At 51.8% G+C, this 21,690-nt stretch carries 19 protein-coding genes; 13 read left to right on the top strand and 6 right to left on the bottom strand.

All coding sequences use genetic code 11. The features are described 5' to 3' along the window. Positions 1–38 precede the first annotated feature (38 nt). Entirely contained in the window at positions 39–824 is a 786-nt protein-coding gene (locus Q7T66_RS00400) for a 5'-3' exonuclease H3TH domain-containing protein (protein ID WP_304931250.1), read from the bottom strand. A gap of 175 nt (positions 825–999) precedes the next feature. Here Q7T66_RS00400 and Q7T66_RS00405 point away from each other — a divergent pair, with 175 nt between their 5' ends. The 9 genes from Q7T66_RS00405 to Q7T66_RS00445 all read left to right on the top strand — a co-directional run bounded on the left by Q7T66_RS00405 (position 1,000) and on the right by Q7T66_RS00445 (position 9,135). Beyond that, the gene (locus Q7T66_RS00405) at positions 1,000–1,548 is read left to right on the top strand and encodes a hypothetical protein (RefSeq protein ID WP_304931251.1); all 549 of its coding nucleotides are present in this window, start codon (positions 1,000–1,002) and stop codon (positions 1,546–1,548) included. Positions 1,549–1,667: 119 nt separating this feature from the next. Then, the gene (locus tag Q7T66_RS00410; RefSeq protein ID WP_304931252.1) at positions 1,668–2,012 is read left to right on the top strand and encodes a DUF1840 domain-containing protein; all 345 of its coding nucleotides are present in this window, start codon (positions 1,668–1,670) and stop codon (positions 2,010–2,012) included. A gap of 433 nt (positions 2,013–2,445) precedes the next feature. Then, the gene (gene rsmB, locus Q7T66_RS00415; protein WP_304931253.1) at positions 2,446–3,762 is read left to right on the top strand and encodes a 16S rRNA (cytosine(967)-C(5))-methyltransferase RsmB; all 1,317 of its coding nucleotides are present in this window, start codon (positions 2,446–2,448) and stop codon (positions 3,760–3,762) included. 51 nt (positions 3,763–3,813) lie between these two features. Beyond that, entirely contained in the window at positions 3,814–4,398 is a 585-nt protein-coding gene (locus tag Q7T66_RS00420; RefSeq protein WP_370691583.1) for a DUF4390 domain-containing protein, read from the top strand. Next, positions 4,395–6,695 carry an ATP-binding protein gene (locus Q7T66_RS00425; protein ID WP_304931254.1) on the top strand — a complete coding sequence of 767 codons (2,301 nt, stop codon included), beginning with the start codon at positions 4,395–4,397 and terminating at the stop codon, positions 6,693–6,695. Before Q7T66_RS00420 ends, Q7T66_RS00425 begins: the two co-directional genes overlap by 4 nt. Before the next feature lie 59 nt (positions 6,696–6,754). Beyond that, positions 6,755–7,477: a response regulator gene (locus Q7T66_RS00430; RefSeq protein WP_304931255.1), complete on the top strand. Its 723-nt coding sequence runs from the start codon at positions 6,755–6,757 to the stop codon at positions 7,475–7,477. Then, positions 7,474–7,842: a GTPase gene (locus Q7T66_RS00435; RefSeq protein WP_304931256.1), complete on the top strand. Its 369-nt coding sequence runs from the start codon at positions 7,474–7,476 to the stop codon at positions 7,840–7,842. Before Q7T66_RS00430 ends, Q7T66_RS00435 begins: the two co-directional genes overlap by 4 nt. Before the next feature lie 209 nt (positions 7,843–8,051). Next, positions 8,052–8,309 carry a DUF3567 domain-containing protein gene (locus tag Q7T66_RS00440; protein WP_304931257.1) on the top strand — a complete coding sequence of 86 codons (258 nt, stop codon included), beginning with the start codon at positions 8,052–8,054 and terminating at the stop codon, positions 8,307–8,309. Between the two features lie 157 nt (positions 8,310–8,466). Beyond that, positions 8,467–9,135, top strand: a complete 669-nt coding sequence (locus Q7T66_RS00445; RefSeq protein ID WP_304931258.1) for a tRNA (guanosine(46)-N(7))-methyltransferase TrmB — start codon at positions 8,467–8,469, stop codon at positions 9,133–9,135. Between the two features lie 39 nt (positions 9,136–9,174). Here the strand turns inward: Q7T66_RS00445 and Q7T66_RS00450 are convergent, their stop codons facing one another. Further along, a complete protein-coding gene (locus Q7T66_RS00450; RefSeq protein ID WP_304931259.1) occupies positions 9,175–10,386 on the bottom strand; it encodes an alpha-D-ribose 1-methylphosphonate 5-triphosphate diphosphatase in 1,212 nt (403 codons plus the stop codon). Between the two features lie 254 nt (positions 10,387–10,640). Between Q7T66_RS00450 and Q7T66_RS00455 the strand changes: the two genes are divergently transcribed. Next, positions 10,641–11,429, top strand: a complete 789-nt coding sequence (locus Q7T66_RS00455) for a class II glutamine amidotransferase (RefSeq protein WP_304931260.1) — start codon at positions 10,641–10,643, stop codon at positions 11,427–11,429. A 13-nt stretch (positions 11,430–11,442) separates the two neighbouring features. Here Q7T66_RS00455 and cls read toward each other — a convergent pair whose 3' ends face one another. From cls to def, 4 genes are all read right to left on the bottom strand, one after another. After that, entirely contained in the window at positions 11,443–12,750 is a 1,308-nt protein-coding gene (cls, locus tag Q7T66_RS00460) for a cardiolipin synthase (protein WP_304931261.1), read from the bottom strand. Between the two features lie 13 nt (positions 12,751–12,763). Further along, positions 12,764–16,540, bottom strand: a complete 3,777-nt coding sequence (gene metH, locus Q7T66_RS00465) for a methionine synthase (RefSeq protein WP_304931697.1) — start codon at positions 16,538–16,540, stop codon at positions 12,764–12,766. 237 nt (positions 16,541–16,777) lie between these two features. Beyond that, positions 16,778–17,731 carry a methionyl-tRNA formyltransferase gene (fmt, locus tag Q7T66_RS00470; RefSeq protein ID WP_304931263.1) on the bottom strand — a complete coding sequence of 318 codons (954 nt, stop codon included), beginning with the start codon at positions 17,729–17,731 and terminating at the stop codon, positions 16,778–16,780. A gap of 127 nt (positions 17,732–17,858) precedes the next feature. Beyond that, complete coding sequence (def, locus tag Q7T66_RS00475) at positions 17,859–18,389, bottom strand: peptide deformylase (protein ID WP_304931264.1); 531 nt, start codon at positions 18,387–18,389, stop codon at positions 17,859–17,861. Positions 18,390–18,564: 175 nt separating this feature from the next. Between def and Q7T66_RS00480 the strand changes: the two genes are divergently transcribed. The 3 genes from Q7T66_RS00480 to Q7T66_RS00490 all read left to right on the top strand — a co-directional run bounded on the left by Q7T66_RS00480 (position 18,565) and on the right by Q7T66_RS00490 (position 21,660). Beyond that, positions 18,565–19,665, top strand: coding sequence for a LysM peptidoglycan-binding domain-containing protein (locus Q7T66_RS00480; protein WP_304931265.1), 1,101 nt, complete (start codon positions 18,565–18,567; stop codon positions 19,663–19,665). A gap of 123 nt (positions 19,666–19,788) precedes the next feature. Next, entirely contained in the window at positions 19,789–20,916 is a 1,128-nt protein-coding gene (gene dprA, locus Q7T66_RS00485; RefSeq protein ID WP_304931698.1) for a DNA-processing protein DprA, read from the top strand. A 267-nt stretch (positions 20,917–21,183) separates the two neighbouring features. Further along, on the top strand, positions 21,184–21,660 hold the full coding sequence (locus tag Q7T66_RS00490; protein ID WP_304931266.1) for a DUF494 family protein: 477 nt from the start codon (positions 21,184–21,186) through the stop codon (positions 21,658–21,660). The last annotated feature ends 30 nt before the right edge of the window (positions 21,661–21,690 follow it).

Raw genomic sequence — 21,690 nt, forward strand, 5'->3', positions numbered from 1 at the left:
AAAGTTCGATTTCAAAATAGTAAAGTGCGTGATGTGTATTAATTGATGTGCGTGGCATCAAAGGCCAGCATGTTCCATGTCACGCCCATGCGCACATCTGTTTTCAGTTCAACCAGTTGGCGAGAAATGGCGAGCTGCGCGCTGTCCTTGCGCAGGCGCTCACCCAATGCATCTTTGAGTATGCCGGCGCCAGCCATGATGCGTTCGATGCTGCCGTAACTCTGCAACAACTTGGCGGCAGTCTTCACGCCCACTTTAGACACACCGGGAATACTGTCCGACACGTCGCCCATCAGGGCCAACAGATCGGTTAATTTTTCTGGCGGCACACCAAATTTATCTTCCACCCATTTGCTGTCGTGCCATTCGCTTTTGAAGTGATCCCACACCGTGGCGCCATGCGCAATCAGCACATGCAAATCCTTGTCGGTTGACGCGATGATGGCATCGCCACGACCTTCGGCCAACCAGCGCATGACGCCGGTTGCAATGACGTCGTCGGCTTCCACTTCTGGTATCTCAACCACCTTGAGTCCGAGTCCAGTTAATTGGTCGTAAAAATCCGGTAGACGTTCTTTCAAAACTGCAGGCATAGGCTCACGGTTTTCACGATAGCGCGCGTACAAATCGTGACGCCAGGTATGACCGCCAAAGTCGAAAGCCGGCAACACATGCGTAGGCTCATGCGTTGCGAGCAATTTGCGGAACGAGGTCAGCGAATGCCGCAGTGCGCTTTCGGCCTTGGCCGAAGAATCGGGCTCGACATTGGCTTCGTACACACGCCGCACAATGTTCAGCCCGTCGATCGCCAGCAGTTTTCCCATGAGTTGTGGCCTTATGACTCGGTTTCAATAATTGCTTTTTTAGAATTCGAAGATTTTACTCGCCTTGGCATCGAGTTAAACATTCCATGCATATCAATGTATATGTGCGGGCCTGAAAAATAGATCCACACAGCGCGCGGTGTACCATAGCTGCCTCGCCTACGAAGCCATCATCATGAATTTTCCAAGCACACCATTCGGCAATATAACTTTCATGCTCGGCCTTCTATTGCTCAGTGCCTGCTCGCCCAAATACGATTGGCGCGAAATACGTAGCGATAACGCGCCGTATGTCATTGCGTTACCGACCAAGCCAACCACGCACACACGCGATATTGATTTAAAAGACATTAAAGTTTCGATGACGATGGTCGCATCCGAAGTCGACGGCGTCACCTTCGCTGTCGGCAGTGCGGAATTGCCGGACGCCACGCAAGCGCAGGTTTCGCTGGCGGCGATGAAGACCGCGATGATCAACAATATCGGTGGCACCGTCAAACAGGAAAAAGTATTGACCATGCCGCAATCCATTAATGCTCCAGGCACAATCGCATTGACAGAAATTGAAGCGCTAGGTGCGACTGCGAACGGACAAAATCGCATTTTGTTTGCACGCTTTCTGGCGAAGGAAAAACGCGTCTATCAATTGATCGTTGTCGGCTCCGAGAAATCGATTAGTCGCGATGTGGTGACGACGTTCTTCTCTTCATTCAAATTGAACTAGCACACAAGCATTTCTGTCTTTAGAGGTATATCCTGTAAAGACAGGAATGAATAACGGCGCTAGAAGCCGTTTTGAAATCGTGCTATCGTTTTATCAAGCTCACATCAAGGAGGATGCTCATGTTAATTACGTTTAAATCCAAAGCTGCGGCCGAGGTCCTGATGTATGAAGAACATGCCAAACGTATTCTCGACCTTCTGCATAAAGATCATAAACGCGGTGTCATTACCGCAGCAGAAACAGCCAATGCCATCAAATTGCTGGAAGGCGAAATAACAGAAAGCAAGGCGCACTTCGCGTCCGAAGCGGTACAACGCGACATCGTTGCCCATCATGGCGAAGATGGTGACGACAACGATCACGAACAACCAGAGGCTGTGCATTTTTCGTCACGAGCCTATCCGCTACTTGAAATGCTGCGCGCCGCACGAGAAGAAAACAAAGATGTGATGTGGGGCGTTTAAGCGAAATTGAAATATTTTAAGTCGCGTCGGCAGTCATCAAAAAACTACGCCGGCGCGCTTAAGCAACACGACAAGCTCTACTCCAACTAGTCATACTTTATGTAAGCGGAGCAGTTTGTAATATCGAAACTGCTCTTGCTAGATTCAAGCAACTTCGGTCAAGCAAGTTCGACGTCATTGCAAATCTCATCGCCCCGCAAGTCTTGTTAAATTCCAGTTAAATCCATTGCCGGAATTCCACTCAACGAACAAAGCCATGAACTTCCGCAATTTATCCCACCATAACGCGCGCGGACAGGCCGCTGCCGTTACAATCACGTCATTGAAAATCACGGGCATTTTGCATGGTCATTCTTGCAAGTTTGCTCAGGCAGGAACAGCTTGGAACGATCACTGCATCGCGCTCGGCAACCCGCCCTAACGAAAATCTAATGTGGCAACTATTCATTTAAAACCTGATTCACTTTCCTTTACTCTGCACGGTGCTGCGCAGGCGGTCACAGATGTTGGTCGTGGCATCGCATTGCCACAATCGCTGGCGCGGATTTTTGCGCAAACCAGCGCAACGCCGCAAGCACGCGGTGCAATTCAGGATATTTCATATCATTGCATGCGCCATATCGGTCGCGCGGAGTCTTTGCTCAATGCGATGACGACCAAGCAAACCGAGCCGGCAATTTTGCACGGCTTGCTATGTTGTGCGCTGGCGCTGATTTCTGATCCAGAAGCCGCAACAGCTGGCGCGCGTTACAGCGATTTCACGGTGGTCGATCAAGCAGTGACAGCAGCAGCCGCAGATCCGGACATGGCGCATGCCAAAGGCATGGTCAACGCGATCCTGCGACGCTTTTTGCGTGAGCGCGATGCGTTAATGAAAAGTGCAGCCGGCACGCAAATGGCTGTTTGGAATTATCCGGATTGGTGGATAGATCGCATGCGTTCGGCTTATCCAAAGGACTGGCAAGCGATACTGACCGCCGGCAACGCTGCGCCGCCACTGACCCTACGTGTCAACCAGCGCAAAACCAATGTTGCGGATTACCTTGCAATGCTGGAGCAACAAGGTATTGCGGCCACGCAGATTGGACCGTTTGCCGTGCGACTCGCGCAGGCAACTCCAGTCAGTCAAATCCCTGGCTTCATCGAAGGCTTGGTTTCTGTACAAGATGCCGCCGCTCAGTTAGCCGCGCCTTTGCTGGATGTGCAAGATGGCATGCGCGTGCTGGATGCATGTGCTGCGCCTGGTGGAAAAACCGGCCACATTCTGGAAACAGCCAATGTCGAACTGATCGCACTGGATAGCGACGAACGTCGCATGGCGCGCATCACCGAAAATTTAGAGCGCTTGCAATTACAGGCAAACTTGCTGACCGGCGACGCCAGCGAAAACAGTTGGTGGGATGGCAAACCCTTCGATCGCATTCTGGCCGATGTGCCATGTACTGCATCCGGCATCGTGCGCCGTCATCCTGATATCCGCTGGCTGCGGCGCAAAAGCGATACTGCGCAGCTTGCAACAATTTCTGGCGAAATTCTCGACAACCTTTGGCAGATGCTGCGACCGGATGGTAAATTGCTATTTGTGACATGCTCCTTGTGGCCGCAAGAATCAGAAGCGCAAGCAGCTGCGTTTGCTGTGCGCAATAATGCGACCAGATTACCGGCGCCGGGACAATTGTTACCAAGCACGAGTTTGGAAAACGACCATGACGGCCTGTTTTACGCACTGTTTCAAAAATCCGGTGCTTGACCTTTATATTCAACCCATTCAATCTGCCAGGCGATTGCACTGTCCTCACGCGTGAAAAAAAACTTTTCCACTTCCCTCTACTGGCTATGCGCCACCTTGCTGCTGGCGTTCTCGCTGCAGTTGGTAACCGCACAGGCGGCGGACGGTATTGAAATTGAACAAGCGCATTTGGAAGACAGTAGTGAAGGTTATCGACTCTCGTCGACCTTTGTGTTTGAGTTGAATCGCGGACTGGAAGACGCACTGAATCGCGGCATTCCCTTGTACTTCACCACCGAAATTGAAATCACCAAACCGCGCTGGTACTGGTTTGATGCCAAAGCAGTAGTCGACTCGCAAACCATACGTATTTCCTACAACGTCCTGACGCGGCAATATCACGCGGCGATTACTGGACGTCTGCAACAAAGTTTTTCTACGCTTGACGATGCACTCTCTTTAGTTCGTCGTCCGAACCGCTGGGTCGTCGCGGACAGAAATGAATTGAAAGTCGGCGAGACTTATTCTGTCTCGGTTCGCATGCAGCTCGACGTTGCTCAGCTTCCAAAACCATTTCAGGTGCATGCACTCAATAGCAGTGACTGGCGCCTGACCTCAAACTGGAAGCACTTCCTCTATACGGCGGAACGGCAGTGACCAGGTTACTTCGGTATTTGCTGGTAGTTGGCGGCGCCGTTATCAGTATCCTGCTATTCATGCTGGCCTCCGCGTCAGAAAACTCCAACCTGTTTGAACGAAATTATCCTTGGCTGCTGATTCTTAATGCAGTCGTTGCAGCAGCCTTGCTGACGCTGGTTGTGCTGTTACTGATACGTTTATACAAACGCTACAAGCGCGGCAAATTCGGCTCCAAATTGATGGCGCGGCTGGTATTGTTATTTGCGATGATAGGCATCTTGCCGGGCGCAGTAATTTATACGGTGTCCGTGCAGTTTGTCTCGCGCTCGATTGAATCCTGGTTCGATGTACGGGTTGAATCCGCGCTTGAGTCCGGCCTCAATCTGGGTCGCGCTGCGCTCGACTCTTCCCTCGATGAATTACGCACCAAAGCGCGCAACATGGCGCTGGAATTATCAGATTCATCCGACGCTACGCAGATCACACAACTCTCGCGCATACGCGATCAAAATTTATCGCAAGAAGCAGTCATCGTCACCGCCAACGGTCAGATGGTAGCAAGCTCTGGCTCGCAGCTCAGCGCCTTCCTGCCAGATCTGCCGACTGCAGCCATGTTGCGCCAGGCCAGGCTGACGCGGGGCTATGCAGTCATCGAAGGCAACACCGATTTTCAAGACAATAGTCCCTCAGTCACCGACGCAAAAACCAATACGATTACGACGCCAGCCGCCAATCCGGCCAATAGCCTGCGGCTGCGCGTCGTCGTCGCAATCCCGAGTTCAAGCAAGGGTTTGTCTCTGCAAAGCGAGTCGCGCTATCTGCAATTATTGCAACCAGTACCGGAACAACTAGCGACCAATGCCGAAGCGCTACGTGTGGCTTACAGCGAATATCAAGAGCGCTATATTGCCCGCACCGGTTTGCGCAAAATCTACATCGTGACCTTGACGCTGACTTTGTTGTTGGCGATTTTTGGTGCGATCGCCGGTGCCTTCCTGATCGCCAGCGATCTGGCCAAACCACTGCTGTTGCTGGCGGAAGGAACCAAGGCGGTGGCCGAGGGTGATCTCTCGCCGCGACCGATTGTCGCGACTTCGGATGAGCTCGGCACGCTGACGCAATCTTTCAACACGATGACGCGACAATTATTCGACGCACGCTCTTCGGTAGAAAAAAATCGTACTGAACTGGAAAACGCCAAAGGCTATCTGGAATCAGTACTCGCGAATATGTCAGCGGGCGTGATGGTGCTGGATAGAAATTTCAAACTCGTCACCTGTAACGAATCGGTAGAACGTATTCTGGAACACGACTTCGCCCAGCACATAGGCAAGCCGCTCAAAGAAATCGAAGGCCTGAGCGCATTTGCACAAGTCATCACACAATCGTTTTCAGAAAAAAGTGCGCAGTCCGCAGCGGGCGGCGCCACCGAGAATTTGCATTGGCAGCATCAGATCGACGTGCCACGCCGCATGGGCGGACCAGAAGCAGAAAACGATATTTCATTGCTTGCTCGCGGCTCACGTTTGCCAGCGGCACGCGATAGCGGCTATGTCGTGGTATTCGATGATATTTCTGATGTGATCTCAGCCCAGCGCTCGATTGCATGGGGCGAAGTCGCACGCCGTCTGGCGCACGAAATCAAAAATCCGCTGACGCCGATTCAGTTGTCGGCCGAACGTCTGCACATGAAGCTGGAAGGAAAATTGAACGAGCAGGATGCGCAAGTGCTGGAACGCAGCACCGCAACCATCGTCAATCAGGTCACCGCAATGAAACGCATGGTCGATGATTTCCGTGATTATGCAAAAACACCGCCGGCCGTGTTATCCGAACTGGACTTGAATGCGTTAATAGAAGAAATTTTGCATCTGTATCTGGCTGGCGATGAGCGCGATATCATTCACGCACATTTAGCCGATGGCTTGCCGTCCATCATGGGCGACGCAACACAATTACGTCAGGTCATCCACAATCTGCTGCAGAATGCGCAAGACGCCGTAACAGATCGCACAAACAAGGATACAGCCGCTCGTATTGATATTATTACGGAAGAAATTCATTATCGAAGTTCGGACGGCGCTGTCAGTAACGCGGTGCAACTAACGATTACCGATAATGGCCCCGGTTTCTCGCCAAAGATTCTGGCGCATGCATTTGAACCCTACATTACTTCCAAACCGCGCGGGACTGGCCTAGGTCTTGCAATGGTGAAGAAGATTATTGAAGAACACGGTGGGCGTATCGACATTAAAAATCGAACCACTGCGAATGGTGCAAAAATAGCAATTTTACTGTTAAAGTTATCGTCCTGACAAAGTTCGAACTACAGGACTTGTATAGAAGATGACACTACGTTGAGGGAGGTGAACAGATGGCAAACATTCTAGTTGTTGACGACGAAATGGGAATACGCGAATTGCTCTCCGAAATTTTGGGGGACGAGGGGCATGTCGTGTCTACAGCGGAGAACGCCCAGCAAGCGCGGGAATTGCGCGCTGCTGCAAAACCTGATTTGGTTTTACTGGATATCTGGATGCCGGATACAGACGGCGTAACCTTGCTCAAGGAATGGCAACGCGATGGTTTGCTGACGATGCCGGTGATCATGATGTCTGGCCACGCCACCATCGATACCGCCGTCGAAGCAACCCGCATAGGCGCGCTCAACTTCCTCGAAAAACCTATCTCGCTGCAAAAGCTGTTGAAAGCCGTGCAGCAAGGTATTTCTCGCGGACAGGAAGTAACGCGCGTTGCCTCCATCCCGGTGCGCGCGCCGATCGCATCCAACGATATGCAATCGCATCATTTGTCTGCAGATAAAAATCTGCCATCGACTTCCAACCTCAGCTATCAAGCCAGCATTCCGGTATCGCTGATGTCAGCTGATACACAATTTTTCACCGCCTCATTTGAATTGCCATTGCGCGAAGCACGCGACGCCTTCGAGCGCGCCTACTTTGAACATCATCTCGGCCAGGAAGGCGGCAGCATGACACGCGTCGCGGAAAAAACCGGGCTGGAACGCACCCACCTTTACCGCAAGCTCAAACAGTTAGGCGTCGAGCCCGGCAAGATTGCAAAAAAAGGACTATGACACTGACGTCTCTGGTGATGGGCGCGCGAGCCAAAGATCGCGAAGCCGTCATTCTCAGCAACATCGATAGCAGCCTGCAAACCGCCATCATTCTCGAAGGTTTGCCCGACGGCCTCAGCGAACTCGATACCCTCGCGTCCAGCCCCAATCTGACCATTGCCCGCATTGCTCCCGGCTGCATGTGCTGCGTCGGCAACATGATCATGCGCGTGCATTTAAATCGCATTTTGCGCACCAAGCCGGCACGGCTTTACATCAGCGTCGCCAATAGCGAGCACATAGAACAACTCCGCCTCTTTCTCACACAAACGCCGTATGACGTTTTAATAACGCTCACAGACGATATCGTGTGCAGCACGCAATAAAAAATCAAAAAACGCAATTCCAAAAAATGAACTTAACAATGTCATTTCGCTCACATTGTTAACGATCGTTAGTTCTTCTCAATATTTCTTGTTACGCGCCGTTACCAAGTTATAAGCTAAGGACATTGCTTAGGACTTGAAATTTTTCTAATCTGCGCCATTTCTGTATCAACGCAATGATTTTTATTGCATAGCCGCCAGGAGATTATATGAATGTTATCTACAACAGCGATCAATACAGCGTAGTGGAATTCGGTGCGGATGCCGATCAGGATGCATTGCGTTTTGGTGGTTACGAAATCATGGATAAACCTTCGAAGCGCGAAGTATTTATTGCCGGTGCATTGGCAGAATCGTTTCGCCGTGAAGTGAAGGATTTGATTGCTTCTGAACCCAGCGTGGAAGAGATCGATGATTTTCTTGGCAACTATGATTCATTCATGAGCCAGGCTGTCGTGTTTCATTAACAATACTTTGTAGCTGCCATAGCGATCCCTTGGGGGTCGCTTTTTTTTTGCGCCCGATTTAATCAACTTTCATTTATCATTCTGGTGAAGCGCAAGCGCAATTCTCATTGCAGTTCTCCTTGCAATTCTTCTATTCAATTTTTCTCGTTTTATCGCGATGCAGGCGAACTCTCATCAAATCAGCAGCAGCCAAAGCGACGTGCATCAACATTTGGATGGACTGCTTGCGAAGCACCTTGCACATCCGTTTCAAAAACCAATCACTGATTACAATCGCGCAGCATTTGAGACCAGCATAGACGCTTGGCAAGCTGCAGGTGCCAAGCCTTTGATTCTCGATGCAGCTTGTGGGGTCGGTTTATCGACTCTGCATCTGGCGACGCAATTCCCCGATCACTTTGTGATTGGTGTCGATCAATCGGCAGATCGTATTGCGCGCAATACGCAATGGCCGCATTTAATGCCGACGAATTACACACGGGTGCGTGCAGATCTGGTGGACTACTGGCGGCTGTTATTGCAGAGCGAAATAAAGCTGGAGCATCATTACATTCTGTATCCAAATCCATGGCCGAAAAGTGTGCATCTGGCTCGGCGCTGGCATGGGCACGCTATTTTCCCGACTATCGTTGCGCTCGGTGGAGCGCTGGAATGCCGCAGCAACTGGCGTATTTATATTGAAGAATTCAGCAAGGCTTTGACGCAGGCAACGCAGCAAGAAGTGAGTTGTCTGCCGTATGTGCCCGAACAGACGATGACGCCGTTCGAACAAAAATATCAAGCATCTGGACATGCGTTGTGGCGTTGTCAGATACAACTTTCATAGATCAACTGCTACATACAAATCAAAACATCCACGCCATGATCAGGCTGCCAGTTCGTATGGATGCGGCATGTGCAAGCGCGCAGGATCGGCACAGTAGGCGATCTTGCCAGCGGCAATTGTCGCCACCAAACGCGCCGTCCCTGCGGCCGATACTTCAACCATGATCATGTCGGCGCGACCGCCATTGCGGATATGTCCGCGATCTTCCAGTCCCAATGCACGCGCCGGGTTTTGCGCTACCAGACACCATGCTTGCGCCAGCGTACACAAACCCATGTGCGCGAGTTTGAAGGGCGCATGCAACATCGCCGGGTAATAATAATCAGAAGCCAGCATGTCGCACATGCCGCTCTTCACTGCATCCTCAGTTGCCAGATTGCCGCAATGACTGCCGCCCAACAATACATTCGGCGCACCCATGACCACTTGGTTGCCGAGACCCATCGCAGTCAGCAAGGCTTCTTGCGTCAGTGGAAATTCGCTAATGTTGACGCCCAGTTCCTGATACCGCTCACGCTGCAAGAATGTCTGATCCTCATGCGAAGCCATAGGCACGCCGCGTGTGATGCAAGCTTTGGCCAAGGTCGCAATAACGTAGGGCACTTGGTCCGCACGCTCCTGCGCTTTTTTCAAACGACGCAGATAAGTATTGGTATCGCAACGAGCGCGCTCGCTGTAGACGGCCAGTTTTTCCGGCGACAAGGATTTTTCTGCGATAGTCGGCAAGTGTTCATTGAACGCGAAGAAATCAATCCGCCCCTGATGTATCCACTGCAAGCCATCTGCCAAACCATCGATGTGATGATTTTCAAAACGTAGATGGATGCGGTGATCGACGTGTGCCGTCTTGCGTTGTCGCGCAACTTGTTCCAGCAAAGCGATCGCAGATTCACGGCCACGCAAACCGCCTTCCCACGAATAAGTCAGGCCATGGCAAGCGGTGGTTATGCCGTTGGCGACCAATTGTCTATCCGTATCCGCCAGCGCAATATCGTGCGAAAAGAAAGTATCAGGCCGTGGTTGCAATTGCCGCTCAAACGCATCGCCATGAATATCCACCATACCCGGCAACACCAGCAAACCACCAGCGTCGAACATTGTAGGCGGGCGCGCGGAATCATTCGATGAGGCCGTAATGCTGTCTATGCAGGCGTGCGAGGTTGCTATCGCCTTGGTGCTCCAGTTAGTTTCGCCCTGCGCATTTTGCACGAGGCTGGTGCCACCTTGGATCAGTAAATTTCGCACGCTCATAAGTCACCCAATGGATAAGTTAACAAATAAATTAATTGAGCCAATGCTAGTTGCCGATTATGACGGGACTTTGACATTTCAATTTCGACAGGAAATGCGTGCCATATTTCGCCACTTTATGCACAAAACGCGACAGATAATCAAAGCTATCTGCTCCGCACGAATGACAAACCCAAAGGCGAGTCGTGATACTGTGTTGAAAACCCTGTTTCAATCTAAGCATCTCGCTTTACCAGATAAATTTACGAAAACACATGTGTCAACTTCTCGGAATGAATTGCAATGTTCCCACCGATATCGTATTCAGCTTCACCGGCTTTGCGACGCGTGGCGGTCGTACCGATATTCACAATGATGGTTGGGGCATCGCCTTTTTTGAAGGTGCGGGCGTGCGTCATTTCGTTGATCATCAGTCGGCGGTCGAGTCACCGGTTGCAGAGCTGATACGACGTTTCCCGATCAAATCCAAGAATGTCATTTCTCACATACGCAAGGCAACCCAAGGCCGTGTCGCACTGGAAAATTGTCACCCCTTCGTGCGTGAATTATGGGGACGCTATTTTGTCTTCGCACATAACGGCGATTTGAAGGATTTCAATCCGGAATTGAATGGTCCTTATCAGCCGGTAGGCACCACCGATAGCGAAGCAGCGTTCTGCTACATCTTGCAGGAACTACGTCGGCGTTTCGACGACTCACTGCCGACACTGCCGCAATTGACTAAGGCAATTGATGAGCTGTGCAGCGAGATCGCGGCCCACGGTACTTTCAATATGATGTTGTCGGACGGCTCTGCATTGTTTGCGCATTGCTCAACCAATCTGCATTACATCGTGCGCCAGTATCCATTTGCCGAAGCCGTGCTGTGCGATGAAGATATGAAAGTAGATTTTTCAGAGGTGACGACGCCGAACGATCGCGTGGCGATCATCGTTACTGCGCCCTTGACGACGAATGAAACGTGGACACAATTTGCAGCCGGTGAATTGAAGGTATTCATAGACGGCCAACCTATAGGGTCACTGGCTGAATCGGCCGCCTAAACTGTAGCGCAGATTACAGCAACGGGCCTAGAAGGCCGGCGACATGCTCGTGCATTTTTTCGCTGAATGGGCGCTGCTTCCATTGCGCGTATGTGATGCGGCGTGCGTGTTTCAGATCGTCGTTGAACACAGTTATCTGCGACTCTGCAAATGCCGCATTATAAATATTCAGATTGGCTTCATCGTTCATCCGAAATGAACGATCATCGAAGTTGGTCGAACCAACCGACACCATCAAGCCATCAACGATCATCACCTTGCAGTGATACATGGTCGGCTCATATTCATAAATCTCTACGCCGGCCTGCAACAGATCGCCCCACATACTGCGCGAAGAGCGTCTTACCAGATCGACATCCATGTGTTCGCCGGGCACGATAATCTGTACCTTGACACCGCGCTTTGCGGCATCAATCAAAATCTGGCGCGTCAGCTCGTCCGGCACGAAATAGGAAATCGACAGATGCAGAGATTTTTCCGCTGCCGTCATTGCCAGCATATACATCAGACGCATGCTATCGCTACCGCCTTGCGGCGAACTGCTGAACACCTGCGCGTGATCGTCGCCTACCGGCTTCAGCACCGGGAAATAGTCAGGGCCATCCAGTACCTTGCCGGTGGTTTTGATCCAGTTGTCGATCAGCACCGCTTGCATTTGCGCGACCACCGGGCCTTCAACGCGGTAATGCGAATCGCGCCAATGGTCCGGGCTGTCGGCATTGCCGGTCCATTGGCCAGCGATGCCCACGCCACCGGTGAAACCTATCTTGCCGTCAACCACCAGTAATTTGCGATGCGTGCGGTTGTTGATGCGCGCGACGTTATACCACTTGAGCGGATGATATTTTTGTACCTCTACGCCAGCTTGTTCCATCGTATCCAGATAGGCTTGGTCCATCTTGCTGCTGCCTACCCAATCGATCAGTACATGCACCTTGACGCCGGCGCGCGCGCGTTCGGCGAAGGCTTCGGCAAACTCTTTGCCTATGGCTTCCGACCAATAGATATAGGTTTCAAAATTAATGGTTTTTTGCGCGCCGCGTATCGCTTGCAGCATGGACGGGAAAATTTCTGATCCGTTCAGCAAAGCCTGGGTGCGATTGCCGCCGACGATGGCCGGGCCCATCAACGCGCCCATGGAGCGCTCGAATTGCGGATCCGCGACTGAATAAAGACGCGGGATTTCTTCTTGTACTTTTTTACTGCCCAGCGACAGGTTCAGGCCCAGTAACACCAGCAGCAGGGTGACGGCCACGCTGACAAAAATAATCAGGAGTTTGCTTTTTAATGGGCGTTCTTTCCAGATTATTCTTGTGCGCATATTCAAAACCTTATCAGGATAAATTCGGTGCCAGCCAACGCTCCACATCTTCCTTGGATGCGCCGCGGCGTTCGACCATATCATTGACTTGATCGTCGCCGATCTTGCCGACTACAAAATACTTTGCTTCCGGATGACCGAAGTAAAAACCGGATACCGCAGCGCCAGGGAACATCGCAAACGATTCAGTCAGCATCATGCCGATTTCTTCTGCCTGCAAGACCTTGAACATATCGATTTTTACCGTATGTTCCGGGCACGCCGGGTAACCTGGCGCCGGACGTATGCCGAGATACTCTTCCTTGATCATCGCTTCGTTATCCAGCGACTCGTCAGGTGCATAACCCCATAAATCCTTGCGCACCCGCTCATGCAAATGTTCGGCAAATGCTTCGGCCAAACGATCAGCCAGCGACTTCAGCATGATCGATGAATAATCATCGTACGCATCTTCAAAACGCTTCTCGTACTTTTCAATACCCAAACCTGTCGTTACCGCAAACAGTCCGATGTAATCAGCGATGCCTGATGATTTAGGCGCAATGAAGTCAGACAGACACTGATTAGGACGTTGTACACCATCAATCAGCGGCTTGACTGTCTGTTGCCGCACACCGTAATAGGTAAAAGCGACTTCGGTGCGCGTTTCATCGGTATAAATTTCGATATCGTCATCATTGACCGTGTTCGCTGGCAAAAGTGCAATCACGCCGTTCGCTGTCAGCCAGCGACCGTCTATGAGCTTTTTCAGCAAAGCCTGGCCTTCAGCAAATACCTTGGTCGCAGCATCGCCTACCACTTCATCCTTCAAAATCGCCGGATATGGCCCTGCCAAATCCCAGGTCTGGAAGAACGGACCCCAATCGATGTATTGCGCAATCGTCGCCAGATCAACATTCTTGAAGACGCGACGGCCGATAAACTTGGGTTTGACCGGCGCGTTCTTGCCGGTGAAATCCAGCTTCATTTTATTTTTGCGCGCATCTGCCAAGGTCAACATCGGCACAGCTTTCTTGTTCGCATGCTGCACGCGTATACGCTCGTAATCTGTCGCTATATCTGCAATGTAGGCATCGCGACTTTCCGGCGTCAGCAGCGATTGCGCGACTGATACCGAACGAGAGGCATCCGGCACATAGACAACCGGGCCATCGTAGTTATGCGCGATCTTGACTGCGGTATGCGCGCGGCTGGTAGTCGCGCCGCCAATCAGCAGAGGTGTTTTCAAGCCACGGAAGTATTCGTCGCGCTGCATCTCTTTGGCGACGTAAGCCATTTCTTCCAGCGAAGGCGTGATCAGGCCGGACAAACCGATGATGTCGGCTTTCTCTTCCTTCGCTTTCGCGAGGATTTCCGAACACGGCACCATCACGCCCATGTTGACGACTTCAAAGTTATTACACTGCAAAACGACCGACACAATATTTTTGCCGATGTCATGTACATCACCTTTGACGGTGGCGATAACGATCTTGCCTTTTGGCTTGCTGACGATACCGGTCTGCTCTTGCAGCAAACGTTTTTCTTCTTCGATGAATGGAATCAGATGCGCAACGGCCTGCTTCATCACGCGCGCCGATTTAACGACTTGCGGTAAAAACATTTTGCCCTGACCAAACAGATCACCGACGATGTTCATGCCGTCCATCAACGGGCCTTCGATCACGTGGATAGGACGACCGCCGTTGCCCAGCAATTCCTGTCGCGCTTCTTCGGTATCTTCGACGATCCATTGCGTGATGCCTTGCACCAGCGCATGCGCCAGACGTTGCTGCACGGTGCCGCTGCGCCATTCGAGCGTGGCTTCTTCTTTCTTGTCGCCGGCCTTCAAAGTCGAGGCGATTTCGATCATGCGCTCGGTCGCATCTTCGCGACGATTCAGCACGACGTCTTCGACGCGTTCTTTCAACTCTGCCGGCAGATTGTCGTACACGCCAACCATGCCGGCGTTGACGATACCCATCGTCATGCCGGCTTTGATCGCGTGATACAGGAACACGGTGTGGATTGCTTCACGCGCCGGGTCGTTGCCGCGGAAACTAAAGCTGACGTTCGATACACCGCCGCTGATTTTCGCGTGCGGCAGATTTTCTTTGATCCAGCGAACCGAATTTATGAAGTCCACGGCGTAGTTATTGTGTTCTTCGATACCGGTCGCGATCGCGAAAATATTCGGATCGAAAATAATATCTTCCGGCGGGAAATCGACTTCCTTGATCAGCAGCTTGTAGGCGCGTTCGCAGATTTCGATCTTGCGCTCAAAGGTATCCGCCTGACCTTTTTCATCGAAGGCCATCACGATTACAGCTGCGCCATATCGACGGCACAACTTTGCTTCGTGCAGGAATTTTTCTTCGCCTTCTTTCATCGAAATCGAATTGACGATGGCCTTGCCCTGCACGCATTTCAAACCTGCTTCGATGACCGACCATTTCGACGAATCGATCATGATAGGCACGCGCGCGATGTCTGGCTCGGATGCGATCAAATTCAGGAAGCGCGACATCGCAGCCTGCGAATCAAGCATCGCCTCGTCCATATTGATGTCGATGACTTGCGCGCCGTTTTCCACTTGCTGACGTGCGACAGCCAATGCTTCATCGTATTGCTCGTTGATGATCAAGCGCGCGAACGCTTTCGAGCCGGTGACGTTGGTACGCTCGCCGACGTTGACGAACAAGGAATGATCATCAATGACGAATGGCTCCAGACCTGACAACTTCAAGGTCGGCTCAACGGATGGGACCAGACGTGGATCTATGGTTTTGATCGTTTCGGCAATCGCACGTATGTGAGCGGGCGTGGTACCGCAGCAGCCACCGGCGATATTAACGAAACCACTGTTTGCGAAATCTTGCAGCAGCGATGAAGTCACATCCGGCGTTTCATCGAAGCCGGTATCACTCATAGGATTAGGCAAACCCGCGTTCGGATAAATACAAACGTAGGTATCAGCTATCTTCGACAATTCTTCTGCATACGGACGCATCAATGCCGCACCCAGTGCGCAATTCAAACCAACGGTCAGCGGCTTTGCATGGCGAATGGAATTCCAGAATGCAGGAACAGTTTGGCCCGACAGAATACGGCCCGATGCATCGGTCACCGTGCCGGAAATCATGATCGGCAAACGCTTGTCTGACTCTTCAAAAAATTGATCAATCGCGAACAGTGCAGCTTTGCAATTCAGCGTATCAAAAATAGTTTCGACCAGCAGCACATCCGCGCCGCCCTCCACCAGCGCGCGCGTCTGATCCAAATACGCAGCAACCAGTTGATCGAAGGTGACGTTACGCGCGGCAGGATCGTTTACGTCCGGTGAGATCGACGCAGTCTTTGGTGTCGGCCCCAATGCGCCAGCAACAAAGCGCGGCTTGTCCGGCGTCGAATACTTGTCGCAAGCAGCACGCGCGAGACGCGCAGAAGCCACGTTCATTTCATAAGCCAAATGACCCATGTGGTAATCGTCTTGCGCGACCGTGGTGGCGCCGAAGGTATTGCTCTCAATCAGATCGGCACCAGCGGCCAGATATTCTTCATGGATCGCGCTGATCACATCCGGACGCGTCAAGGAGAGCAATTCGTTATTGCCTTTGACGAACAATTCTCTACCCGCTGGAACATGAATACCAGCAGCAGCCAGATCGGCAAAACGCTCGCCGCGATAATCCTCTTCTGTCAGCTTGTACTGCTGAATCATGGTCCCCATCGCACCATCCAGAATCAGGATGCGGCGCGCCATCAGGTCGCGCAAAAGGACTTCAGTATCGGAAATAGCGTCGCGTTTCATCGTGAATTCTTTATTGGTGATTATCGTTGCCATGCAAAAATGCAAAAACCCGGTCTGTAAAACGGGACCGGGTTACCAAGCGCCGCTTTAGCAGTATTTTTAGAACAAATTCGTGAGGAATTTAGTCTGGCGCCCGCAAGCTGGTTTTGACTTGTTCAATCAAATCGGCGCAGTAAAAATTATACGTGAAATCAAGGGTTTGCGGAATGCAGCGCCACCTATGAAAACCGGCAGAAATCAGTCGAATCTCTGATCTTCCAAAGGGAAGCCTTTAATGAATTCTGCAGCAGGCAAACGCTTGCCGCCAGGCTTTTGCAATTCGGTCACACGCAATGCGCCATCACCGCAAGCGATCACCACACCGTCATGCGCATTCGCCGAAATAACCTGGCCCGCTTGCCAGTGATTGGAAGACTCAACTGCTTCCGCCTGCCAAAACTTGACTGGTGTGCCATTGCAAATACCCATCGCACCCGGGAAAGGATTAAATGCGCGTATCTTGCGCGCCAGTTCTTGAGCCGGCTGTGTCAGGTCTAGCGTGGCTTCTTCCTTCGCAATTTTCGCCGCGTAGTTAGCGCCAGCTTCTGGCTGCGGCGTTGCCGTCAAACCGCCTTGCTCTAATTTATCCAAAGCCTCGACGATCATGTCGCCGCCCAGTTTTGCCAGTTTGTCATGCAGAGTGGCCGTCGTATCGTCGGCTGCAATCGGCAAGCGTTCCATCAACAACATCGGGCCGGTATCCAAACCCAATTCCATCTGCATGATAGTGACGCCAGTTTCTACATCGCCAACTTCAATCGCTCTGTGTATCGGTGCGGCACCACGCCAGCGCGGCAGCAATGAGGCATGAATATTCAGACAGCCGAGACGTGGAATGTCGAGCACAGATTGCGGCAAGATCAAACCATACGCCGCGACTACCATCACATCGTGGGGCGTTGCGTGCAGCAAGTCGTGCGCTTCTTTTGCGACATCGGGATATTTGCCATCCAGCTTCAAGGAGATCGGTTGCGCCACAGGGATGTTGTGCGCCAACGCGAATTGTTTGACGGCAGACGCGTGCAATTGCATGCCGCGACCGGCAGGGCGATCGGGTTGCGTCAACACGAGCGTGATCTCGTGACCAGCCGCGTGCAAGGCTGCCAAAGCAATTGCCGCAAATTCCGGCGTACCGGCAAATATGATTTTCATGGGACGAATTGTAGTACTACAAGCCGACTATGCGAACCCTTGCGCGCAATTGCATTTGCCAAAATCTCAGGCTGAAAGCAGTAGAACGATTAAGCAGCGATTGCAGTAGCGCAGCTAATCTTGCCGATTAGCGTTGCGCGGCCTTGTTGTGACGATTCAGCTCGCGTTCTTCCTTCAGCAGCTTGGTCTTGATGCGATTGCGCTTCAGCGGCGACAGATATTCGACGAATACCTTGCCTTTCAAGTGATCCATTTCATGCTGGATACACACCGCCAATAGGCCATCGGCTTCCAGCTCAAACTGTTTGCCATCTGCATCGTAAGCACGCACCTTGACTTGGGCATGGCGCTCGACGCCGTCATACACGCCAGGCACCGACAGGCAACCTTCGTCGTAGATTTGCATTTCAGGACTGACCCAGATCAGCTCGGGATTGATATAGGCACGCAGTTCGGAATGGGTTTCCGACGTATCAATCACGATCACTTGCTCGTGCACGTCGACTTGCGACGCGGCTAGACCAACGCCAGGCGCGTCATACATGGTTTCCGCCATATCGGCGACCAAGGTCTTGATGCGCGCATCGAATACGGTGACCGGCTTGGCAATTTTATGCAGCCTTGAATCGGGGTATCGCAGAATATTTAATATGGACATACAGCTTTTGCGCAACAAGGCGGCAGGTTAATAGCGTGGTTTTCTTGCTACTTCAATGATTTATGTGCAGAATTTGATTCAATTTAGCAAGTTTTTTGACGAATGTGTTATTTCACTCATAACATGCTGCAGCACAGTAATGGCGTCACAATTGGTCAAGCTCACCGGACAAACCATGAAAAATTTTAGCACAGCTGCACTCTTCCTCGCTTTAACCTCAGTCGTTTTACCCATTACTACCCATGCCCAAACGTCGACAAAAGCAGTCGCCGGCAAAACAAGCTGCGCGTTTTTGTCTAATGCGCCTGATCAGCATGTGGTCGTACGCGGCGATACTTTGTGGGGCATTTCGGGGAAATTTTTAGAGAAACCTTGGTGCTGGCCACAAGTCTGGGATTTGAATCGCGACCAGATACGCAATCCGCACTGGATCTATCCGGGACAAGTTATTTATTTTGATCGTGTAGCCGGCAAATTGCGTCTGGGCCGCGGCGCAGGTACCGACTATAACGATTCATCTACCGTGCGCCTGTCGCCACAAGTACGCTCGTCAGATGCGCCTACCGATGCGATCTCGACCATTACTCTGGCAGAAATCCAGGCGTTTTTGACCAAGCCCTTGATTATTGAAGCTGGCGAACTCAATGGCGCTCCACGCATCGTGGCAGTGCAAGAGGGCCACGTTTATCTGGGCAATGGCGACAAAGCATATGTGCGCGGCGAGTTGGGCGGCCACACTGAATTTGAAGCTTTCCGTCCGGGCAAGCCGCTGAAAGACCCAGCGACAAAACAAATCATCGGTTATGAATCCGTCTACCTCGGCACCTTGAAATTGCAGCGCTTGAGCAGAGCTGACAATGAGCCGCACACTTTCACCGTGACCAACGTCAAGGAAGAAATGGGCGTGCACGATCGTTTGATCGCGGTCGAACCTCAGCCTTTCATGAATCACGTGCCGCATGCGCCTGAACAGCAAGTCGATGCGCAAATCGTCGCCGTGTATGGCGGCGTGTCCCAAGCGGGCCAGAATCAAATCGTGTCTATCAATCGTGGCAGCAAGGACGGCATCGATATTGGCGCGGTACTTGAGTTGCAACGGCTAGGCATAATCACCGCAGATCGCACCGAAGGCAAAGGTCGCAACCTGATCAAATTGCCGGATGAAACCTACGGCACCTTGTTGATCTTCCGTGTCTTCAACAATATTTCATACGGCTTGGTGATGCAGGTTACCGATACCGTACAGATTGCAGACGTCGCCAGATCTCCTGAGTAATCAAGTCATCCATCTTCCGGCCCTGCCGCTACACATCATGCGCTTACAAATATGCGATTTGATGTCGAAGCTGCAGGGCCGGTTTTCATTTCTGCTGCCGATTTATCGCACTGTGCCCGCTTGATGCCGGCGCCAGACGATCTTGCAAGCTGGTTGCGCCTCGAACAAACCGTGGGCGTTGGGCCCGAGACTGCACGCAAGTTACTCATCGCATTCGGCCTGCCGGAAAACATTTTCACCACTGAATTCTCTGCGCTGAATCAAGTCGTCCCTGATCGCATCACGCATGCATTGCTTGCGCCGATATCCGCAACAGTCAGCGCACTGATAGAACAAACGCAGACATGGGCCGCGCACCCCGGCAATTATGTATTCACGTTGGCGGACGCCGACTATCCACCTGCATTATTGGAAATTCCCGATCCGCCGATCCTGCTGTACGCCAAAGGTCGCGTGGATTTATTATCGCGACCATCGCTCGCAGTCGTCGGCAGCCGCAATGCCACCACGCAAGGCATCGTCAATGCAGAAAAGTTTTCTGAAGCTTTAAGTTTGGCTGGCTTAAGCATCGTTTCTGGCATGGCTTTGGGAATAGACACGGCAGCGCATCGCGGTGGTTTGCTGGCGATTGAAAAAACACCCAGCGCGGGCTCGACCATTGCTGTCATCGGCACCGGTGCCGATCTGGTTTACCCGGCGCGCAATCGCTCACTTGCGCATCAAATCGCTGAAGTCGGTTGCATCCTCAGCGAATATCCACTTGGCATGCCGGCGATCGCATCGAATTTCCCGCGTCGTAATCGCATCATCAGTGGTTTGGCGCGCGGTGTATTGGTAGTCGAAGCAGCGTTGCAATCAGGTTCACTGATCACTGCGCGCATGGCGGCAGAACAAGGGCGCGATATGTTCGCTATTCCCGGTTCGATACATTCACCGCTATCAAAAGGCTGTCATCAGTTGATCAAGCAAGGCGCCAAACTGGTGGAATCGGCACAAGATATTCTGGAAGAATTACAGTACGCTTCAATCGCGACATCAACCGCAGCAAATTCCATAGCAAGCGCCGATCCTGCCTCCGATCCGCAATCTGCGTTGCTCTTGCACGCATTAGGTTTCGATCCAGTCGATGCAGACACATTAGCCGCACGCTGCCAAACTGACATTGCAACATTGAATGGTCAACTGCTGACGCTAGAGCTGAATGGCATGCTGGAAATATTGCCAGGCGGCCTGTATCGCCGCGTCGGTTGAACATAAGTTAATAACCGCACAATTATCAAAGCCGCATCATGCGAAACTGTCATCTCACTTTGACATCGCATCTGCGCCACAAAATTCTCTAACACTGTTGGCATCAGCATTTTTAGGGTATCCTTGAACCCAGTAAGCGCTGTCTTTGATCTGCCGCTGTCGTAACACCTCTTTGTAATTCGTTGTGTAAAGAGCGTGATTCATACGCATCCGATCCTGACGACACTAGCGATGGTGTCGTCTTAACCTAAGCGCTACGGTGACGCCATGTTTGATGTTCTAGTTTATCTGTACGAAACCTACTACCGGCCTGATGCCTGCCCGGACTCTGATGCGCTGACAAAAAAATTGTCCGCCATCGGCTTTGAGGAAGAAGAAATTTCCAAAGCGCTGGGTTGGCTCACTGCACTGGCCGAAACCACCAACGAATTTTCCGATTCCTATCCGCATCAGACGGCGTTCTCGTTCGGCACCCGCATTTATGCTGACCGCGAAACCGACGTGATCGGTACACCAGCAATCGGCTTCATTCAATTCCTTGAATCGGCCAAGCTGATCAACCCTATCCAACGCGAAATCGTGATCGAGCGCGCGCTGGCTGCGGGCGAATCGCCGATTTCTCTGGATAAGCTCAAAGTCATCGTCTTGATGGTCTTGTGGAGCCAGGGCAAAGAGCCTGACGGCCTGATCTTCGACGAACTCTTTCTCGATGATGACGATGCCGAACCGCGCATGCTGCACTAACAAGTCATAAAGCCTCAAGCATGTCCGGCC

Source organism: Herminiimonas sp. (assembly GCF_030655415.1).

Excerpts from the sequence above, each read along its gene's own strand:
- Q7T66_RS00400 (WP_304931250.1), bottom strand. The coding sequence starts at position 824 with ATGGGAAAACTGCTGGCGATCGACGGGCTGAACATTGTGCGGCGTGTG.
- Q7T66_RS00405 (WP_304931251.1), top strand. The coding sequence starts at position 1,000 with ATGAATTTTCCAAGCACACCATTCGGCAATATAACTTTCATGCTCGGC.
- Q7T66_RS00410 (WP_304931252.1), top strand. The coding sequence starts at position 1,668 with ATGTTAATTACGTTTAAATCCAAAGCTGCGGCCGAGGTCCTGATGTAT.
- Q7T66_RS00430 (WP_304931255.1), top strand. The coding sequence starts at position 6,755 with ATGGCAAACATTCTAGTTGTTGACGACGAAATGGGAATACGCGAATTG.
- Q7T66_RS00435 (WP_304931256.1), top strand. The coding sequence starts at position 7,474 with ATGACACTGACGTCTCTGGTGATGGGCGCGCGAGCCAAAGATCGCGAA.
- Q7T66_RS00440 (WP_304931257.1), top strand. The coding sequence starts at position 8,052 with ATGAATGTTATCTACAACAGCGATCAATACAGCGTAGTGGAATTCGGT.
- Q7T66_RS00445 (WP_304931258.1), top strand. The coding sequence starts at position 8,467 with ATGCAGGCGAACTCTCATCAAATCAGCAGCAGCCAAAGCGACGTGCAT.
- Q7T66_RS00450 (WP_304931259.1), bottom strand. The coding sequence starts at position 10,386 with ATGAGCGTGCGAAATTTACTGATCCAAGGTGGCACCAGCCTCGTGCAA.
- Q7T66_RS00455 (WP_304931260.1), top strand. The coding sequence starts at position 10,641 with ATGTGTCAACTTCTCGGAATGAATTGCAATGTTCCCACCGATATCGTA.
- cls (WP_304931261.1), bottom strand. The coding sequence starts at position 12,750 with ATGCGCACAAGAATAATCTGGAAAGAACGCCCATTAAAAAGCAAACTC.
- metH (WP_304931697.1), bottom strand. The coding sequence starts at position 16,540 with ATGAAACGCGACGCTATTTCCGATACTGAAGTCCTTTTGCGCGACCTG.
- fmt (WP_304931263.1), bottom strand. The coding sequence starts at position 17,731 with ATGAAAATCATATTTGCCGGTACGCCGGAATTTGCGGCAATTGCTTTG.
- def (WP_304931264.1), bottom strand. The coding sequence starts at position 18,389 with ATGTCCATATTAAATATTCTGCGATACCCCGATTCAAGGCTGCATAAA.
- Q7T66_RS00480 (WP_304931265.1), top strand. The coding sequence starts at position 18,565 with ATGAAAAATTTTAGCACAGCTGCACTCTTCCTCGCTTTAACCTCAGTC.
- dprA (WP_304931698.1), top strand. The coding sequence starts at position 19,789 with ATGCCGGCGCCAGACGATCTTGCAAGCTGGTTGCGCCTCGAACAAACC.
- Q7T66_RS00490 (WP_304931266.1), top strand. The coding sequence starts at position 21,184 with ATGTTTGATGTTCTAGTTTATCTGTACGAAACCTACTACCGGCCTGAT.